Source organism: Desulfosporosinus nitroreducens, assembly GCF_023897015.1.
Classification (GTDB): Bacteria; Bacillota; Desulfitobacteriia; order Desulfitobacteriales; family Desulfitobacteriaceae; genus Desulfosporosinus; species Desulfosporosinus nitroreducens.
The window spans coordinates 180,294-200,557 of record NZ_JAMHFY010000006.1 but is presented as its reverse complement, the minus strand read 5'-3'; the positions used below and the strand labels follow the sequence as shown (position 1 = coordinate 200,557).

14 protein-coding genes are annotated in these 20,264 nt (G+C 43.9%); 1 reads left to right on the top strand and 13 read right to left on the bottom strand.

Translation table 11 applies throughout. The features are described from left to right. Window position 1 precedes the first annotated feature (1 nt). The 8 genes from M8E35_RS09450 to M8E35_RS09415 all read right to left on the bottom strand — a co-directional run bounded on the left by M8E35_RS09450 (window position 2) and on the right by M8E35_RS09415 (window position 13,483). Window positions 2-1,228: an extracellular solute-binding protein gene (locus M8E35_RS09450; RefSeq protein WP_252468596.1), complete on the bottom strand. Its 1,227-nt coding sequence runs from the start codon at window positions 1,226-1,228 to the stop codon at window positions 2-4. Next, a complete protein-coding gene (locus M8E35_RS09445; RefSeq protein WP_252468595.1) occupies window positions 1,215-2,984 on the bottom strand; it encodes a B12-binding domain-containing radical SAM protein in 1,770 nt (589 codons plus the stop codon). The genes M8E35_RS09450 and M8E35_RS09445 overlap by 14 nt, the downstream gene beginning before the upstream one ends. Before the next feature lie 597 nt (window positions 2,985-3,581). After that, window positions 3,582-4,598: a polysaccharide deacetylase family protein gene (locus tag M8E35_RS09440; protein WP_252468594.1), complete on the bottom strand. Its 1,017-nt coding sequence runs from the start codon at window positions 4,596-4,598 to the stop codon at window positions 3,582-3,584. 167 nt (window positions 4,599-4,765) lie between these two features. Continuing rightward, a complete protein-coding gene (locus M8E35_RS09435) occupies window positions 4,766-5,764 on the bottom strand; it encodes an alpha-hydroxy-acid oxidizing protein (protein WP_252468647.1) in 999 nt (332 codons plus the stop codon). 113 nt (window positions 5,765-5,877) lie between these two features. Continuing rightward, the gene (locus tag M8E35_RS09430; protein WP_252468593.1) at window positions 5,878-6,684 is read right to left on the bottom strand and encodes a Cof-type HAD-IIB family hydrolase; all 807 of its coding nucleotides are present in this window, start codon (window positions 6,682-6,684) and stop codon (window positions 5,878-5,880) included. A gap of 158 nt (window positions 6,685-6,842) precedes the next feature. After that, complete coding sequence (uvrA, locus tag M8E35_RS09425; protein ID WP_252468592.1) at window positions 6,843-9,659, bottom strand: excinuclease ABC subunit UvrA; 2,817 nt, start codon at window positions 9,657-9,659, stop codon at window positions 6,843-6,845. 172 nt (window positions 9,660-9,831) lie between these two features. After that, window positions 9,832-11,889, bottom strand: coding sequence for an excinuclease ABC subunit UvrB (gene uvrB / locus M8E35_RS09420; protein ID WP_252468591.1), 2,058 nt, complete (start codon window positions 11,887-11,889; stop codon window positions 9,832-9,834). 238 nt (window positions 11,890-12,127) lie between these two features. Continuing rightward, complete coding sequence (locus tag M8E35_RS09415; RefSeq protein ID WP_252468590.1) at window positions 12,128-13,483, bottom strand: sugar ABC transporter substrate-binding protein; 1,356 nt, start codon at window positions 13,481-13,483, stop codon at window positions 12,128-12,130. 120 nt (window positions 13,484-13,603) lie between these two features. Between M8E35_RS09415 and M8E35_RS09410 the strand changes: the two genes are divergently transcribed. After that, window positions 13,604-14,446, top strand: a complete 843-nt coding sequence (locus M8E35_RS09410) for an HDOD domain-containing protein (RefSeq protein WP_252468588.1) — start codon at window positions 13,604-13,606, stop codon at window positions 14,444-14,446. A gap of 15 nt (window positions 14,447-14,461) precedes the next feature. Here M8E35_RS09410 and M8E35_RS09405 read toward each other — a convergent pair whose 3' ends face one another. From M8E35_RS09405 to ftsE, 5 genes are all read right to left on the bottom strand, one after another. Next, entirely contained in the window at window positions 14,462-15,496 is a 1,035-nt protein-coding gene (locus M8E35_RS09405) for a hypothetical protein (RefSeq protein WP_252468587.1), read from the bottom strand. Window positions 15,497-15,621: 125 nt separating this feature from the next. Next, the gene (locus M8E35_RS09400; RefSeq protein WP_252468586.1) at window positions 15,622-16,803 is read right to left on the bottom strand and encodes a S41 family peptidase; all 1,182 of its coding nucleotides are present in this window, start codon (window positions 16,801-16,803) and stop codon (window positions 15,622-15,624) included. Between the two features lie 254 nt (window positions 16,804-17,057). After that, entirely contained in the window at window positions 17,058-18,209 is a 1,152-nt protein-coding gene (locus tag M8E35_RS09395; protein ID WP_252468585.1) for a murein hydrolase activator EnvC family protein, read from the bottom strand. Between the two features lie 293 nt (window positions 18,210-18,502). Next, window positions 18,503-19,390 carry a permease-like cell division protein FtsX gene (ftsX, locus tag M8E35_RS09390; RefSeq protein ID WP_252468645.1) on the bottom strand — a complete coding sequence of 296 codons (888 nt, stop codon included), beginning with the start codon at window positions 19,388-19,390 and terminating at the stop codon, window positions 18,503-18,505. After that, window positions 19,383-20,069, bottom strand: a complete 687-nt coding sequence (gene ftsE / locus M8E35_RS09385; protein WP_252468584.1) for a cell division ATP-binding protein FtsE — start codon at window positions 20,067-20,069, stop codon at window positions 19,383-19,385. The genes ftsX and ftsE overlap by 8 nt, the downstream gene beginning before the upstream one ends. Between the last annotated feature and the right edge of the window lie 195 nt (window positions 20,070-20,264).

Below are 20,264 nucleotides of genomic sequence, written 5' to 3'. Positions count from 1 at the left end.
ATTATGGCTGCCCCTTAACCGATAAAACTTTTCCAGCTTGCTCTTGGGCATTATTTAGCGCATCCTCAGGAGTGGCATTCCCTGCCAAGACATTACTCCATGCTTCATTTTGCAAGGGAATCAACTTCCATTCCTGTCCGTTCCCCTCCAAAACCCAGGCTTTGGTCAGAGCAATATTTGCCTGAGGAAAAACGCCTTTCTGAGCTTCTGGACGTCCATAATAACTCATATTAGCTGGAAGAAGACTTCCAGCAGTCTGCATCGCTGCTTCAACTTCTGGTGAGAGCAATGCCTTTTCAACCGTTTGAATAGCATCCAGCATCGCTGGAGTGGTTTTAATTGCAGAATTAGCAATTCCTAACGTTGTCCCTATAAGCGCTTGCCCTTGTCCACCCAACAAATCGGAAAGAGGCATGCTTCCCCAAGGGACATTTAATTGTGTCAAATGTTTTGCGGTACTGGCTCCTGCGATAACATAGGGTGTTTGACCATTAGCAAACGCGGTCAGAGCGGCCGGATCAATACGAAGGACATTCGTACTCCGCCAAGTTAAGATTTGTTGAAGAAACGCCAAATTGTTTGGTTCATTAAAACTAATGTTTCCGGCATTCATCAACCGCCCACCCTGCCCATTCCACCATGCTGAAAGTGTGGCGGTATCTGGAGAGGCAATAGAAATCCCATTGACTGAAAACAGCTCCGCCAGACTGGCAGGCACTGAAGCAGTATCCGTTCTAAAATAGAGCAAAGGAATATCCGTCATCCAAGGAAGTGCATAATCCACCTCTCCAAATCGAAAGGCGGCTAATGTTGCAGGAAATGCCTCTTTATCGTTATGCGCGGCAGGGGCCAATGCTCCTTGCCCATAAAGCTCATGGATAATATCTCTTGAAGCTATAAAAATCTCCGGGCCTTCCCCGCCTGCTTCTGCTTGGTAGGAAAAGGCGGCAAAGTTCTGAGCCGGCACATAGTTAAGTTTAACGATAACCTCAGGATTTGTCTTTACAATCGTTTGAACCTGACCCTCTAAGGCATCCGCCTCTGCCCCTTGCAAAGAATGCCAGATGTCCACAACTGAGGGGGCCGGTCCACCTGGTTGTCCCGTCTGAGGGGCAGACGAACACCCCGTGACAAGAATGAAACTGACTAGTATATAGAAAACTTGGCTGACGCCAAGCCGCCAGGCACTGTCCATGACTCGAACCGCACTCCATTCATGATTCTTCATATCGGTAGGCCTTCACTTTCCCCTGTTGATAGTGAAAAAGATACCAACAAGGTCTGTTGGATTCTTGCAATAAATCCGACGTAAAATATGCAATCGCTGTATTGCGATTCCACTGCCGCCGGTCCATTTTTTTAACCTCTGGAATTATTATCTCCCAATAAGCATCCTTGCGGATCTTATCCTGCATTGTCTTCCACTGATCTGTTCTCTTCTCCAGCTCCAGGCTGTTTTCATCTTCTAAATAGTCAGGGATGATATTCGGACGTTCCCACATGTAATAATCAAACCTCAGGGCGTCACGGATTATATTCCAACGAATGATGTCCATCCCTTCCCTTTTTTCGGCATCCTGTACGTCTTGGAGAAATTCCCACAGTTTATCAAAGAGGGCTTTGCCTTGCCACTGGCGAGAAAACCAATCCTTCTTGTGCCAAAGCTCTGCAAACTTATGATAAAAATCAAAGGGGGTCGGAAAGAGTTTGAGGACATATCGCAAGGCGTGCTCAAACTTCCCTGAATTATAATATTTATCTAAAATACTTTCCATGCGTTGCAATTGAAGTATTTCATTATGTGATAAGTCCTTAGTCTCTAAAATTGTATAGGGTGGGTCAGGTACAAACAAGAGTCCATAGCGACTGCTTTGCAGACGCAAACCAGATCCTTTAAGGACTTTGAGAAAGCCTAGCTGAAGCATATCCGGATCTGTCTCATATACCTCATTAAATGATGTCCGAAAGTTTAGCCAGTTTTCCTCAGGTAATCCAGCGATCAGGTCTAAGTGAAGCGGTATTCCAAAGCACCGCATTTCAGATATATATTTCTTCCACTCTTTAAACCTTTGTGGACGTGAAACTATCTTCAGAGTTGGCTGGTGTGTAGATTGTACTCCTATTTCTAATTGAACTAATCCCCGTGGATAATTTCTGAAGTAGTCCATCCATTCCGCATCTAATAAATCTCCTGCCATTTCGCAGTGAACTCGAATCGACTTGGCATCAGAGTGCAGCTCACTTTCCTCTCGTACAATGTCTAAAATTCCAAGAGCATGCCGTTTATTGGCATTGAAGGTTCGGTCCACAAACTTTATGGTTCGGGCACCATTTTTCAACAACTGACGGAACATCATTCGAAACCTCTCAGGCTCCAAAAAACGGACTCCTTGAAAAGTAGAGGATAAGCAATACTGACAGTTAAAAGGGCATCCCCTAGTCGTCTCAACATAGACCAACCGTCCTGTGAAGTCTTCGTCTTCAGTATAAGGAAACGGCAGATCGTTCATGCTAAGAGGGCTGACTGGAGCGGGATTAACCATAATTTTCCCGTCCTTTGTCCAAGCAATGCCTTGGACATGAGAGGGATCATGACCATCCTGCCACGTCTTTAACAGCTCTAAAAAGGTTTTTTCCCCTTCGCCAATAACAAGAGCATCTACTTCAGGATGCTCCAGAAGAAACTCCTCAGACTCGAAGGATACTTCCGGGCCCCCTAAAACAAATCGAATATTCGGACAGACCGGGTGAAGCTGTCTAATCACCTCCACGGTCTCTTTTAGGTTCCAAATATAACATGAAAAACCAACGACATCGGCCTTGGCTTCATAAATCTCCCCTGCAATCCGATCCAGGTGATCGTTAATGCTAAATTCTTTAAGCAAAACATCCGGGTATAACGTACGAACTCCCTCTCGCAAATAGCGAAGGGCTAAATTCGTATGAATATATTTCGCATTGAGGGCAACCAAAAGAATACGCAAAATCGCAACCCCCTTCGCCTTAAGTATAGCGGTTTAATGCTCCCAATGCAATTGTTATGCCAGATTGATAAGGCATAGCGAGACAACAATAAGGTCTTCAGAAAGATTAATTATTCTAGAACACGAGGCTGATTGTCCAATTATTTAGAATTAAGATACACACGCTTTGTACATTTCCCATTTCCGATCTTAATTCAATCCAGGATGTTAATTAGGGCTTGCTAACCAAACCCCTTTTTTTCTCTTAAGCAACCAGAATCTTGCGATTTTGGAGACAAGCCCGGCCGGGTCTGGCGATAACTATTTGGTTTACGATACATCGTTTTTAACCCCATGTGCACGGTTTGACGCCAAAGGCTGTTTTTTCATGCACATATATTACGCAGAACTACCCGTAAATCCGTGCAAAATCTAGACTCTTCGATAAATTAGCAAACCCTAATTATACGATTAAATCATTAGCAAACTAACTTCAAGGTTAGAACACCGTCACAACTTAAACAAGGATGGTGAAATGAAAACAAAAAAGGTGCCTATCAATAAATTGATACAGGCACCTTTTTCGTTCTCTTTATTGGCAAGTCGCAACTGCTAATTTTAGCTGTTAAATCCACCTGGAAAGAGAATTGGAGCAACTTTCGGCGTAATCTTACCGAAGGAGTATCCTTGTTCTTTTAAGAAATGAACAATCATCGGAAGCGCCTCAATGGTTGTAGTTTTACTTTTCGAATCATGCATTAAAATGATGACTCTTGTTTTGCCAGGCACTTGGGCCTCAATGTTTTTGACAAGTTGCTCGGTTAAAACAAGCGGTGCCGCCGCATCCCCACTGCTGACATTCCAATCATAAACCAAGTAGTCTTCAGCATCTAATGTATTGTAATAGTTTACATTGAAATGCCCCTGAGTACCTCCAGGCGCCCTTACCATTCGGGGGCGGATTCCAATAACCTTAAAAATGACTTCTTCAGCTTGTTTAATCTCTGCTAAAAAAGTCTCCGGACTATGATAAACCGAACTGTAATCGTGTGAATAGCTGTGGTTTCCAATCCCGTGTCCCTGTACATATTCGTCTTTCAGAAGTTCCGGATAACGCTCAGCCTGTCGCCCCAAAACGAAAAATGTTGCTTTAACACCTTCTTGTTGAAGAATTTTAAGAAGGTGAGGGGTCGTTTCCGGATAAGGACCATCATCAAATGTAAGGTAAGCAATTTTTTCAGGCTCTATAGCAAACTCTCTCTTCCGCATGGCAAGTCCTGGTGCACTCGGCGGAGTTCCGTCTAAACTATAAAATGGATGGATTGGAGTATCGGGAGGGGATTTTTCCGGCAAAGGGATGACGGGTTTTGCTTCAACTTTTTGATTGGGAACCGGCTTAGCAATTGGTTCAGGACCGGATTCTGTCTTTGGCTTATCTTGTGTATCTTGCGTTTTGGGGATAGAATTATCGTCCTCTTCACTAACTATGTCTGGCTGGGCGGATTCGATCGCTCCTGAGGAGGTAACGGATGCTTTGGGCAACTTATCTGATTGACATCCGCCTAGATATACACTCGTTAGAAGTATCAAAACTGCTAACGCTGCATTCCACATTCGGCAATGTTTTGTCCACATTATGTCTGTCCCACTTTCACGAGGTTCGATTTAGGTATTTTTGGCGCTAACTTAATTAGGTGGAGTTTTTTAATCTCCACCTAAATTAAGTTTTTTAAACTTAATTTTTCTCGATTTAAACTCGAAATAGTAATTTCTTTGATAACTAACTCGTAAAAGTTTTCCTTTTAAAAAAACACATCCATATCAATATTTTCAAGTGTTTGGCAGCCAGTCAGAACCATAGCCTGTTTTAGTTCATTCGTCATTCTCCTTATCGCTAAGGCAACTCCTTCTGCGCCTCCACCGTAACCAGCGATAATAAGGGGTCTCCCGATCATAACAGCATCTGCCCCTAAAGCTAACATCTTCAGAACATCAACTCCCGTACGGACTCCACCGTCAACAATCACCGGGATGCGTCCATCTACAGCCGCAGCGATTTCCGGCAAGACCTCCGCCGTTCCTGGAGTGTAATCAAGTACTCTTCCACCGTGGTTTGAAACGACAATTGCGGCAGCACCAACTTCAACAGCTATTTCGGCTTCCTCAACTGTCATGATTCCTTTAATAATGAAGGGTAATGACGTATTATCAATGATCGTTTTCAGATCTTCCTTGGTTTTTGGGCTGACAGGGATGGTAACTAAGCCTGCTGCATCTACATCCATACCCACTGCAAGAACTCCTGCTTCTTCTGCCAGACGCAGATAATCAAATACTTCCGGCAATTCCCGCGGTTTCATAAACGGAATACCTAAACCCTGGGCTTTCGCAACCACACCAAGACCTGCCTTATACATTGCGGGGTCAGGCGCATCACCTGTAGATCCCATGGCCCCTGAAGATAGGCAACCTTGAATCATAGCCTCAGCCCATTCTTCTTCATTCAAAGCCCCGCCCATATTGAAGTTATTACCGGTAATCGGAGCGCCAAAGATTGGGGTTTTTAATTCTTGACCAAAAAGTTTGATCTGTGTATTGGGCTTTTTAACGCCGTGCAATGTCCTCAAATTAATACGATAGGCTGCTAACGCTTCGACATTGTTTTTAAACGATGTCCCTGTGCCCATCCCCCCCATACCTGGAACTTCTCCTGCACAAGCCTTACCATTACACTCTGGACAGACTCTACAAAAACCCTTAAGTTTTTCTCGTGCAGTTTGGCGAACTGTTTGGATGTTCATTTTTTTATTTTCACTCATTTTTTAGCCTCCACTCAAATGCTTTTTCTCATTTGCGGTTCAAAACTAGGGTTCACGCTAAATCTTACATCCGATAATTATTTCCATTGCAAATGTTATCCTAGCAAAACATATTGTTCGATAGCCTCTGCCACTCCGTCTTCCTCATTTGTGAGTGTCACGATATCTGCCTGTTGCTTTATTTCTTTGCGGGCATTTCCCATGGCTACTCCAACCCCGGCATATTGAATCATCTCTAAATCGTTAAAACTATCCCCTATTGCCATTACGTCTTGTCGGGATATTCCCAAGCGCTCTGCCAAAGCAGCCAGAGCTACTCCTTTATTTACAGTGCCCTCTATTATCTCCAAAAAATGGGGTTTTGATTTTGTAATATGCACTTTTTTTCCATAGCGTTGATTTAACAGAGGGACCAATTGATCTAGGTCAGACTCTTCCCCGATAACGAGGATTTTCTCAACCCCTTCCGGTTCTTGGGCAAGAATGCCTGGAAGGTCGGCTTCTTCGATGTGAACACTCGCGATCCGCGCATATTCCTCGGACCATTCATTAAGTGTCTGGGCGATAACGCGATCCTTGAGATAGATCTGCGCATAATTCCCCCTTCCCCCTACATCTTGAACAATCTCAGAGGCTAAAGCGCTGGGAATTGGGCGCCGGAATAGTATATCTCCACTGATAGCCTGTTGGATCATCGCCCCATGATACGTAATCACAGGAACATCCAGCCCCAGCTGCTTTGCATAAGGACGTGTCGAGATAGGCATACGTCCTGTGGCAATCGTCATTTTTACTCCCTGCATCTGGGCCTTTTGTATTGCTTTTACCACTCGAGGTGAAATTGTGCAATCATCTCTAAGCAATGTATCATCGAGATCCATGGCTACTAAACGAATCGTCAATTTTTTCTCACTCCTCTATCCGAGTCACAAGTACGAGGCTCGATGTTAAAATCGTTGTTTAGACTTTCGGCCAAACTTATCGAGGTCGTGCTTCTGGTTAGCTCCAATCTATTGATGCCTCTTTATGAATTAGCAAATAGTTTTACCCTATTGAGACTTTAGGTTAAATAGCGTTTTAAATACTGCCCGGTATAGGATGCCGGGAAAGACGAAACTTCCTCGGGCTTCCCAGCGATCAGCACTTCTCCGCCCCGATTCCCTCCCTCCGGACCCAGGTCAATCAGCCAGTCTGCAGTTTTGATAACATCCAGATTATGCTCAATGACAAGTACGGTATCTCCCCCGTCCACTAAGCGGTGAAGAACATGGAGGAGTTTATCAATATCTGCCGTGTGTAGGCCTGTTGTCGGTTCATCAAGAATATAGATTGTTCTCCCCGTACTGCGTCGGCTTAATTCAGTAGCAAGCTTAATGCGTTGGGCTTCTCCTCCAGATAAGGTGGTTGCAGGTTGCCCCAGGCGAATATAGCCGAGCCCCACGTCTTGGAGTGTCTGGAGTTTTCGAGCAATCTTCTGGACTACTTGGAAAAACTCCACCGCTTCATCAACTGTCATATCGAGAATTTGCGCAATGGTTTTACCTTTATACCGTACTTCCAAGGTCTCCCGGTTATAGCGTTTTCCCTCGCAGACTTCACAGGGAACATAGACATCAGGCAGGAAATGCATCTCAATCTTAATGATTCCATCTCCACGGCAAGCCTCGCAACGGCCCCCCTTAACGTTAAAGCTAAACCGACCTTGTTTGTACCCTCGCATCTTTGCTTCTGGAGTTATAGAGAAAAGCTCACGAATAAAATCGAAAACACCGGTATAGGTAGCAGGGTTTGAACGGGGCGTCCGACCGATTGGAGACTGGTCAATATCAACGACCTTTTCCAGATGCTCCAAACCTTTTAATTGATCGTGCGCTCCTGGGCGAACCCGAGCTCGACTGAGTCTGGATGCTAATCCCTTATAGATAATCTCATTGACCAAAGTGCTTTTTCCCGAGCCCGAGACTCCAGTCACACATGTAAACAAGCCCAAGGGAATACGCGCATGGACATTCTTCAGGTTGTTCTCTCGAGCACCTAACACCTCTAGCCACTTTCCGTTCGGTTGACGTCGCTCCACCGGCACGCTGATTTTCTTGGCACCACTCAAATACTGCCCGGTCATCGATTCTTTATTGGCCTTAATTTCCTCAATAGGGCCTTCAGCCACTACTCGCCCGCCATGGGCCCCAGCTCCGGGACCGATATCAATTATATGATCTGCGACAACCATCGTATCTTCATCATGCTCGACCACAATCAAGGTATTTCCGAGATCACGTAACCGTTTAAGGGTCTCCAACAATCTGGCATTATCTCTTTGGTGGAGGCCAATGCTCGGTTCATCTAAAACATAAAGCACACCCATTAAACTTGACCCAATCTGAGTCGCCAAGCGAATCCGTTGTGCTTCTCCACCGGAGAGCGAACCTGCAGCACGGGACATGGTCAGGTAATCCAGTCCTACATTCATTAAGAAACCCAGTCTTTCCTTGATTTCTTTCAAAATCTGGTGGGCAATGGTCTCCTCTTTGGGGGTGAGATCGAGAGTATTTACAAAGCTAATCGCTTCGGTAATTGAAAGACGAGACAAATCGTCAATTGAGATCCCACCTACCTTCACCGCTAACGCTTCTGGTTTCAGTCGCTTCCCTTGGCACTCTGGGCAAGGGTTTTCGCTCATATACCCTTCAATTTCAGCACGTACCATATCCGAGGTCGACTCGCGATAACGACGCCCAAATAAGGGAACCAGCCCTTCAAACGTGGTGTTGTAGGTTTTCAATTGATCAAAAATATTTTGATACTGAAAGGTTATGGGAGTATCCGTCCCATAGAGCAACCCCTTCCATTGGTCTTCACTCAAGTCTTTTAAAGGGGTATCTATCCCAAATTTGAGGTTTTGGGCTACGGCCTCCATCATTTTTGGGTAATAACTTGAGGTTGATTTAGCCCAAGGCGCTATTGCTCCTGTTGCCAGGGACAGGGAACGATTGGGAATGAGCAGGTCAATATCAACGACAAGGTTTGCTCCTAGTCCGGTGCACGCTGGGCAGGCTCCATAGGGACTGTTAAAAGAAAAAAGACGTGGAGAGATTTCCTCGAGCGCAATCCCGCAATCCGGACAGGCAAAGTTTTCACTGAAACGTAACTCTTCTCCCTCAATGATGTCTGCAATGACGTTTCCCTCTCCCAGTTTAAGAGCTGTTTCAAGAGAATCTGCCAGACGTTCAGCACTTTCGGGTTTCAATGAAATGCGATCTATCACGACTTCAATAGAATGCTTTTTGTTTTTTGCCAGTTCAATTTCTTCACTGAGGTCCCTAGCCTCCCCGTCTACTCTTACCCGAACATACCCTGCCTTTCGAGCGTCTTCTAAGACCTTGTGGTGTTCCCCTTTTTTTCCTTTTACGAGTGGGGCTAAGATTTGCACTCTTGTCCGTTCTGGGAGATTCATCAGCAGATCCACCATTTGTTGGACCGTCTGCTGGGAAATAGCTCGGCCACACTTTGGGCAATGCGGATGACCGATCCGAGCATACAACAAGCGGAGGTAATCAGAGACTTCTGTTGCAGTCCCCACCGTCGAGCGGGGGTTACGGTTAGTCGTCTTCTGGTCAATGGAAATTGCAGGAGAAAGCCCTTCGATGGAATCTACATCAGGCTTGTCCATCTGCCCCAAGAACTGCCGTGCATAGGCAGAAAGGGATTCTACATACCGCCTTTGTCCCTCGGCATAAATTGTATCAAAGGCTAGGGAAGATTTTCCCGAGCCTGACAGCCCTGTGATTACTACAAGTTTATTGCGTGGAATATCGATATCGATGTTTTTCAAATTATGAGCGCGTGCACCGCGCACGCGTAGGTACTCTTGGGTCATGGTTTTCCTCCTAAGTGATGAGTTGGGAAGAGACATTTGATGTTCGCCCAAACAAACTTTCGATTCAAATCGAACATATACGAACTTATTATAAAGTATCCAATATCATTATACAACCGTTCCGATTCAAATTCACCGATAAACAACGCACTGTCCTCTCGCTTTGCTCTTCCTATTTTTTACTTTTTCGAGAAGACCCCTTTTTCTGTGCTTTATGGTCATACCGAGTATTTCTTTTGCTCCCGCCTTGTTGACTCGTCATTTTATATTTGTTTTCTTCCCCTTTTAAATCAATCATAGCATCTCGAATTTCAGCTGCCCGCTCAAAATCTAAGTCTCTTGCCGCTAGCCTCATTTCAGCTTCCAGGCTCTTAATAAGTTGTGCCAGCTCGTCAGGAGGAAGCTTTGTCCCATAAGCCTTTTTGAGTTCCGCGACTTTCATTGCCTCTGGAGCATCATGAACTGCCTTGCGTATGGTTTGAGGAGTAATTCCCGACTTTTCGTTCCAGGCCATTTGAATTTCACGGCGTCGGTTCGTTTCATCCAAGGCGTTCTGCATCGAGCGGGTAATTTTATCTCCATACATAATAACTTTACCTTCAGCGTTACGGGCTGCACGACCTATGGTTTGAATGAGTGAGCGATCCGATCTAAGAAACCCTTCTTTGTCTGCGTCGAGAATTGCTACGAGGGAAACTTCCGGCAAGTCCAGGCCTTCCCGTAAAAGGTTAATACCTACGACTACGTCGATCTCGCCCAGGCGAAGTTCTCGAAGAATTTCCACTCGTTCGAGGGTCTTAATATCTGAATGCAAATACTTTACCTTGATTTCTAAATTTATAAAGTAATCCGTCAAATCCTCTGCCATTCTTTTTGTCAAGGTTGTCACGAGGACTCGTTCATCTTTCGCAATCCGTCTTCTCATTTCTCCTAGCAAATCATCGATCTGACCTTTGGTAGGACGGACGATAACCATTGGATCTAATAACCCGGTGGGGCGAATAATTTGCTCTGTAACCGTCGGGCAATGTGCTAATTCATAGGGTCCAGGTGTTGCACTGACATAGACACTTTGCTTGATCGTTCGTTCAAACTCGACAAAGGTCAGTGGTCGGTTATCCAGAGCGGAAGGCAGACGAAAGCCGTAGTTTACTAAGGTAGTCTTACGTGACCGGTCTCCCTCATACATTCCTCTCACCTGTGGAAGGGAAACGTGAGATTCATCAACAAAAAGGAGAAAGTCATCTGGAAAGTAATCTAGTAAGGTGTAAGGAGTCTCTCCTGGCTCACGAAATGTTAAGTGACGAGAATAATTTTCTATTCCATTACAAAATCCCATCTCTCTGAGCATTTCCAGATCATAGCGAGTTCGTTGCTCAAGACGTTGTGCCTCAAGCAACTTATTTTCGGAATTTAATAGATTCAGTCGCTCTTCCAGCTCTATTTCAATATTTTCTGCTGCCTGCATAACTTTTTCTTGGGCAGTTACATAGTGCGAGTTCGGAAAAATTGAGACATGATGCCGCTCCCCTAAAATCTCCCCCGTCAACATATTAATTTCATAGATGTGCTCAATTTCATCTCCAAACATATCAACCCGAATCACTTGTTCACTAGAGGAAGCCGGATAAATCTCTACAATATCTCCACGCACACGGAAAGTTCCCCGAGTAAACGCTATATCATTACGGTCGTATTGAATTGCTATCAGCTTGCGCAAAATTTCATTACGATCGACCACTTGCCCCTGTCGCAGGGAAAGGACAAGATCACGGTAATCTTCTGGTGAACCTAAACCATAAATACACGAAACACTAGCCACTACAATCACATCGCGACGCTCCAATAAAGCAGCGGTTGCCGAGTGTCGCAGCTTCTCGATCTCTTCATTTATCGATGCGTCCTTTTCGATAAATGTATCACTCGAAGGCACATAAGCCTCTGGTTGGTAATAATCATAGTAACTCACAAAGTACTCCACGGCATTCTCTGGAAAATACTCTTTAAATTCACTGTAAAGTTGGGCGGCCAAGGTTTTGTTATGCGCCAATATCAGAGTTGGTCTTTGAACTTTCATGATGATATTGGCCATAGTGAAGGTCTTCCCCGATCCCGTGACCCCCAGCAACGTCTGGTGGTTTAAGCCTTCATTCAGACCTGCAGCCAGCGCATCGATAGCCTGGGGTTGGTCTCCGCCAGGTTGGTATGGGGCATGTATACGAAATTCCATGCGCCACTCTTCCTTTCGATTATATAATAAGTTGCTCTACTCTGTATTTTACATCTACCCTGGTGCTTATACAAATCGAAGCACAAGAATAATTACCCTGCAATGTCTGTTTACAACACAATATATATTTGGTTGAATTTCCAAGAATTTTAGTTTCTGGAGCTTTTGTCCGATAACAAAGAGACAGGATGTTATTTTACCAAACAACAAATCTGTCTCCTTATTTTGTACTTCGTTTTTACTTTTCCTCTTTTTTCGAATCATCCTTCGCCTGATCTCCCTCAGCTTTTTCAGCATCTTTTGGTTGTTCTGCTTGTTGCTTTAACATCTCTGGCGGAACTGTTTTCACCTGTTCATTAACGGTTTTTTCTGTGCCTATTACTTTCCCTTCAGCATTAAGATAATCTCGTGTTGTTTCCGTTTTTACTCGTTCTGTAACTTTCTCAACACCTGGAGGAACAGAATTTTGCTTATCACCGGACTGCCCTTCTTCTTTCTTATCGGCTGCTTGATCTTTCTCTTGATCTTTTCCTTGGTCCTTCTTTTGATCCTTTTCTTCCTTCCCTTTGGACTCCGCTTGCTCTTTTTGCTTTTTATCTTTTTCCGCAGTTTGCATAGTTGTAGTATAACTTTTTTGAATGACCGCTAAATTAGATGAAGTTACTGCCTTCACCGCTATAACTTTAGCAGGTATTTCCCCTTGCTCGCTGGTAATTGAATTATTAACTTCTAGAGGTTCTTTCTTAATTATTTTCTGAGCCCATTGATAGGCATTGGCACCCTGTAGATAAGGAGAGGTATCAATATCTCCGATTTGAGAACCCTTAGCCATCCTCTCTAAGGATGGAATACTAGCTTGTCCACCAATCAAACTAATTTTTTTGTCTAACTGAGTTTGTTTGAGAACTTCGCTCGCCTGTACCGCCAAGCTTTCATTATGGGCTAAAATCCCTTGCACATTATCAGGGTTCTTTTGAAGAAAGTCGACTAAGCCTATCCTGGCTACTGATTCAGATCCTTTAGGACTTGAAATGGTATGTATGGTAATCTTAGGATACTTGCTAAGAATAGCCTTATTTCCTGCTAAAAGTTCTTGGGACCCACTTTCATTAGGATCTCCTTGCAGTATAACCAATTGACCCTCAGTAACTTTTCCCACTAAAGTCTGGGCCATAAGCTCTCCGGCTTTTTCCTGATCAGGGATAATTATACCTTCAGGTTTTATTCCTGACGGAAGTTGGGTTAAAGCTAAGATTGGAATTTCTTCAGATTGAGATTCTTGTAAAATGCTCTCATCTCCTCCTTGATAAATTAGGATCTTAGCATCTTTTAAAGGAGACTCTTCTTTTGATTCACTATTTATATACTTTACCTTTACATCTTCTTTCTTGGCCAGATCTTCGATTCCTTTTGAAATAAGCAGTTTGTTAGGGTCTTGCTCATTCAATGAAACTGCTATAATTGGTTCACTTTCCTTTTTTGCAGAAGTTTTATTTTTATTTTTCCCTAAAAGATCTTGTAGACTGCAGCCAGTTATGGTTAAACTAAGACATACTGCAATTAAGACAACCAAGAATCGCAATCTTTTTGACATGTTACGCACTCCTTTCGGGGTTCTCAAGCAATTCTTTAAATTAGTTTCCCCTAGTCGTCATAAAAAATCCCTGTGAAAAACTTCCTTTGAATATCTGCAAAAATTAAGGAGGGCCTATAGTTGACTATTAAATTGGAACATGTCTTAAAGCGCGTACAAGCTCTTCCGCCCCTGCCCACATCTGCTTTGCGCGTTATTGCCTTAACCAAAAACCCCGCAACAACCGTTAAAGAGCTAGAAACTGTTATCGGCCAAGACCCTTCACTCACAGCTGGTATCTTACGACAAGCCAATTCTGCGTATTATGGGTACGCCAGACGAATCTCCTCTCTCCAAGAAGCTATCGTCATGCTTGGTTTTCAGGTGACACAAGGGCTAGCAATGGCTTCCGCAGTTGCCCCTTTATTGAAAAATAATCTTATAGGTTACGAGATTGAGCAAGAGGGCCTTTGGAAGCATTCTATGCTTACCGCTATGACAGCGAAACGTCTTTGTCAATATCATAAACTCCCTTTTGGAGATGTTGCCTTTACTGCAGGCTTGCTTCATGATATCGGAAAACTAGTTATCTCTATTTATGTACAGGAAGTGGGGCCTTTTCTTGTCGAGAAAGTAAAAGAGGTAAAACTATCCTATTCCGAACTTGAGGAAAAAGTCATAGGGTATAATCATGCAACTGTTGGTGGGTTCTTGGCCAGGACTTGGTTTTTGCCGGAAGATCTGGTATCTGCAATTTCCTATCATCATTCTCCGTCACAAGCGCCAAGCTACCCCGAACTCGCCTGCGTAATTCATGTTGCTAACGGGCTTGCAAGTTTGCTCGGTATTGGCGGCGGTGTGGACAGTTTATTAAATCCGATACAACAGGAAGCGCTCGATAAACTATGGCTTAAAGAGTCAGACCTTGAGCTTTTGATGGCAGATCTTGGGGAATTCCTTATAGACCCAACCCTATTCAGCTAATGTAATTATTCTAGATTAACTTTTGCTATTTAAATCACATAAAATCTGGTTCAATATGGTTTCACGACAACTGTCTACTTGATCAAAATTAACCGCCTCCATGTAGATAGCCTTAAGCTGTGCCCTATTGATTTGCCATGATGCTAAGGTTTCTATTAACGTTTTGCTTAAAGGACGTTCTAATCCTTGGTCTTGCAAATTTTCCGGATTACCTTGCCAGATCGCTAAACGCCTCTCTGGAAAGACTATCCCGATGACTTCATCTGGATTGAGAGGGTGCAAGACAATTTCAATTAATTGCCCTAATTGTTGAGCCTCACGAAGCACCCAATCTAAGGCATCTAGAGTTTCGTCTCCTTCCAACCGAATCTGATCAAAATCCGTCAAGAAATGCGGGGACAGATTAAGCCATCCTTCCGCAGTTAGGCCGTGCAGGAAAAACGGATTTACAACACTTTTTTGCAGTAATTTAAGAGCATTTTCCGCTAGTGGCCAAGGACCTGTATTCTCTTTTTTAACTTTCAGCTGAGCTGAGTTCCCGAGAATCCAAGAAATGTTCCCTTTATCTAATGGAGGCTTTGTCGTCCTGGACCCTATTAACGACCCTAGTTCAGAAGCCAGCTCTTCTTCCAAAGTCATTTGCAGTTCTTGAAGCCGTTTTTCAATCTCAATTATTGAAGACCTTTGCTTCTCCAACTTCACTTCATCACAGAACAGACTGAAATCAGTGAATTTCTCAACAACACCCGGGGCTTGCCAACGAAGTGGAGAAACCTCCATGGCATCTAACATACCTAACCCCATCCGAGGCATAATAAACCCTGCCATCGAATCCGGATCACGTACCGACCGTAGAAAATCAATGTCATATCCTCGATCCAACAATTCTAAACCAACAATCTTTATCAACGTTGATTTACCGGTCCCAGGGCCTCCTAACAAGATATAGGCACGTTTCCAACTTGGCATCATGTTTGGCAATAAAGATATGTAACCCCTGGTGGTCAGTCCCTCGGCAAAGTAATGTCGCACACCAGTCTTATTTCTCATGCTTCTTACCCCCGTCGTTTTTTTCGGTCAGCGTAGTCTATGCAAGAAGGGGTACGAAGGTGAAATTGAGGTTCGGCCGATAAAAAAGACACGCTCTGGCGTGTCTTTTTTATTAATTCATTTTTTTACTTTAGTTTCCCTTGCAGTGTTTGCAACGCTTTCTGAAGTTGAGCATCAAAGTTGGTGTCTTGAGGGGTTATGGTAGCTTGTTGTCCTTTCCCTAATTCTACCACAACATCGGGCTCGATTCCCTTCTTATGAATATCCAACTTATTAGGCGTTAAGTATTTTGCAGTAGTTAGTTTAACGCTAGTTCCTCCGTCCAAAGGGAAGATTGTTTGAACAATCCCTTTTCCGAAGGTTTTTACTCCCACCAAACTTGCTGTTTCTTTATCCTTAATCGCGCCTGCAACGATTTCAGCCGCTGAAGCACTTTCTTCATTCACAAGGACCACCATCGGCATCCCCAGATATGTACCTGTTGACATCTTAGTGTCAACGTTCTCTTGCTTATCTACTATATAAACAACCGGACCTTCTGGAATGAAGTAGCTGGCAACTTGTACCGCAGCATTGAGCTCGCCGCCGTGGTTATACCTCAAATCCAGAATAAGTCCTTTGAATTTAGTAATGTTCATGGTATTAAAGGTGTCCTTAAGTTCTGTCCCTGTATCTGAGCCAAACTGAGTTATGCTGACATAGGCAATATCAGGGTGCCCAGGCAATGCTTGCCCATCAACGGTTGGAACAGTTATGTTTTCCCTCGTTAGACTCACAGTAAAGGTCTTGTTACTACTCTCTCGATATAGAGCTATATCCACTTTTGTTCCGGGCTCTCCCCGCATCAACCCCACCGCTTTATCCTGCTCCATACCTAAAGTATCCGCATCATTAATCTTACTGATAACATCACCCGATTGAATTCCAGCCCTGCTTGCCGGGGAATTTTTGATTGGACGCAGTACTACGAGCTTTTTAGGATCCTTGAGACTCAGGACAATTCCTATCCCGCCAAATTTTCCTTCAAGCATTTGAAACAGTTCTTGGTTCTCCTGAGCATTCATGTACGTTGAATACGGGTCTCCTAAGATTTCTACGATACCTTTAGTTGCGCCTTCTACAAGCTGAACAGTCGATACATTTTCTAAGTAGTCATTTCGAATAAGTTGTACTACATGCACAAGCCGTCCTACGTTATTGACATTGGCAATTACTACCCCGCTCACTAACGTGGTTACCAATACAGAAAAAACCAGGAAGATGACTCCGACGTTTTTGGCTATTCGTTTCATGTTCCACTCTTGCAATCCAGTAAACCCCTTCCCTTTCTTGCACTAGTCAGAAAGTATAACTTTCTGAATGTCCCTTTTTGCCATCCATGGCGTCGCTCTAACCTCGAACACCAGGTTCGAGGTTAGACCAGCGCATTTAGTGCAACTAGGCGATCGCTGACCAAGGATGGCGAAAAAGTGACGCCTTTCAAGGCTTAGCACCAGCCAAGTTTTCTTTAGACTTGCTCTATTATATGCTTATCCTTGCGTAGAAATACTGCTTATCCATTTTAGTTAGGGAAATACTGTAAAGGATCGGTAGGGTTTCCACCTACCCTAACTTCAAAATGCAAGTGTGCTCCTGTACTCCACCCTGTTGAGCCGACAGCCCCAATGACTTGATTAGCTTCAACGGATTGCCCTTCGCTGACATCCAAGCGCGACTGATGCCCGTAGAGCGTCGATATCCCACTGCCATGGTCAATAATTGTCATATTTCCATAGGCCGTGTTCCAACCCGCCATTATAACTACCCCTGCTCCTGCAGCATGAAGTTTAGTCCCCGTTGGAGCGCCAACATCCGTTCCGGTATGCATACTTCGTTTTTTCGTAATAGGATGAGTCCTCCAGCCGAAGGGGCTAGTTATCTCATAATAGCCAGGTACCGGCCAAGTGGAAATTGTTCCATTGCCTGACGGAGATCCTTTTCCTGCCTGTGTTGCCTGTAATTTACGAATTTTCTCCGTCAATGCCTTTGACTCGGCTTCCAATCGGTCAATTTCATCAAAAGCAGCTTGCTGGGCTTTCTGATTCTGTTCTAAAGCATTACTTTGCAGAGATTTTTTCTTCTCAAGGTCTGCGGTAACTAACGCAGATTCTTTTTCAAGCTTTGCTGCTTGATCCCTTTTGGCCTGTAATTCGCTCTTTTTCTTGGAAATTTGTGCTTTCTGGGATTCAATATCCTCAAGCAGTTGACGATCATTGTCCACTAACTTAGAAAAATACTCCATTCGCGTAATGAAATCACTGAGATCTGTAGACTGAAAGAGAAGTTCCAAATGGCTAATCTGACCACTTTCATAAATTCCACGTGCACGTTTTCCCAGTGCTACACGTCGGTCATCAAGTTCTTTTTGTTTTTGATCCAATTCCTTTTGTGCAACGGTAACTTGGGTTTGCGCTTGCACATAGGCAACCTTATTTTGATTCAAAGCGGTCTGAGCCGCAGCAACTTGGGTTTCTAATTGAGCCAGTTGAGTCTTCATCTTTTCCGATGTATAGGTAAGCTTATTTAGTTGTCCACGAGCTTGATCTTTTTGACTTTGAATATCATTTTTCTGTTGAATACTTTCCCCCAGTTGATCAGCCCGGGTAGGCAATGCCGACGTCCCAAGCAAAAGAAGACTTACTAGCACAGTTGGTATGACTTTCTTCCCGAACAAACAACCCCACCGTCCTTAAATAAAACTTTATCATAGAAATGCTTAGTGACATTTGCACTTCAATATGCCCAAGCAACGGCACAGTACGTGCCTAGTGTCGAATATACTGCATATGTATACTGGAGTTGTCTACTCAAACAAGGATGTTTGATATTAGAACACCAGCCTATATGGCAAGGTGTCATGATGGTGAAAGGGCAAGACGAGCAACGAAACTTTACATGTAGACGACAGTGTCCTGCAGACACTGTCGCTGAGTGTGCAGGCCCCACAGAGTAAGACACTTCCGATCCCTATGCACGCAGGAATTTCTGCAAAGAAAATAAACTTCCCAGAGCTCCCATCACCATACCCCCGAGTAATAGACCTATAGAAACCTGACGAAAGAGAAGTTCATTTTGAACCACTGGCAAAAAAGTCAGTGTTGATTGAACATACACTGTAATCCAATTATAGCCAAGTCCAACAATGACAGCTGCTAATGTCCCTCCAGCGAGGCCTAAGGCTAACCCTTCAATAAGAAAAGGCCAACGAATAAAACTATTACTGGCGCCAACTAATTTCATAATCTGAATTTCTCGGCGACGAGAAAAAACATTCATTTTAACATTAATAGAAATTAGCACAACAGCTGCGACGCCGAAGGCGGCGACTACACCAAAGCCAATCCATCTCAACCATTGTGTGAATTTAAGAAGCTGATCCACAAAGTCCTGTCCATAACGTACTTTGTATAACCCTGGGTTGCTCTCCAACGAGCTAGCCAAAGCTTTAACGTTCTGTGGATCGGTAACTTTGACTGTCAACTTGTCTGGAAAAGGATTGGTTCCTCCTACATCAGAAACAATATTACCTTGTGATCCCCCTATTGTTTTTCCAAATTCTTCCAGAGCCTGTTCCTTTGTTACCAAGGTCACTGACTCTACTCCCGGCATCTGTTCAATCTGGCTTTTCAAGTCCTGTACTTCTTCTGGCGTGTATTCAATTTGCACAAATGCACCAATCTCTAACTCAGATTCAAAGGATTTAGCCATATTAGCGGCATTAGCTAAGAAAAAAATCGAGTAACCCAAGATCACTAGAGAAACCATGACCGTTACGACGGATGCCAGGCTAAGCCACGGATTTCGTTTCATAGAGTTAATCGTCTCTCTAAAAATATAACCAGAGGAATTAAGCATCGTAGCCATATCCCCCTTTTTCTTCATCACGCGCTACTCGGCCGTTTTCTATAGCAATGACACGCTTTTGCATCTTATTTACAATAGCCCTGGCGTGAGTAGCCATCACGATGGTCGTACCACGTTTATTGATATCATAAAGTAACTCCATAATATCCCATGCAGTATCTGGGTCGAGATTGCCGGTTGGTTCATCTGCCACCAAGAGTGCAGGATTATTAATAATTGCCCGGGCTACGCAGACCCGCTGTTGTTCACCGCCAGACAGTTCATGGGGGTATGCGGTCTCCTTTGCCTTAAGCCCAACAAGTTCTAATGTCGCCAAGGTACGGTTTCGAACCTCACTCTTGGCAACTCCGATTACTTCAAGTGCAAATGCAACGTTTTCAAAAACCGTTTTGTTAGGCAATAGCTTGAAATCTTGAAAAATCACCCCGATATTACGCCTTAGATAAGGCACTTCCCGGTCTTTCATTCTAACTAAATTTTTGCTGTTGATCTGAACCTGCCCACGGGTCGGAGTCTCTTCACGATATAATAACTTGATTAACGTCGATTTACCTGCCCCACTAGGACCTACCAGAAAAACAAAGCTCCCTTTGCCAATTTTTAGATTGACATCGACAAGGGCTCTGGCACCATTGAGATAAATCTTGGACACATTTGTTAACTGAATCATACAGTCCTCCTTGATTTTGTACGCAGCGCCCCTTTTTTCTCTATAACTCTTATTTTATTCGACACCAGCCGTGGATTTCCTGTTTCTAATTCCAAAACATTCTTATGTTTTGTTCTTAGTCAGTAACCGCTTAACACTCAAGAGTACCAAAAAAAGGAACTCACTTAGGTGAACTGCTACTCTGCCTAAAGTGAG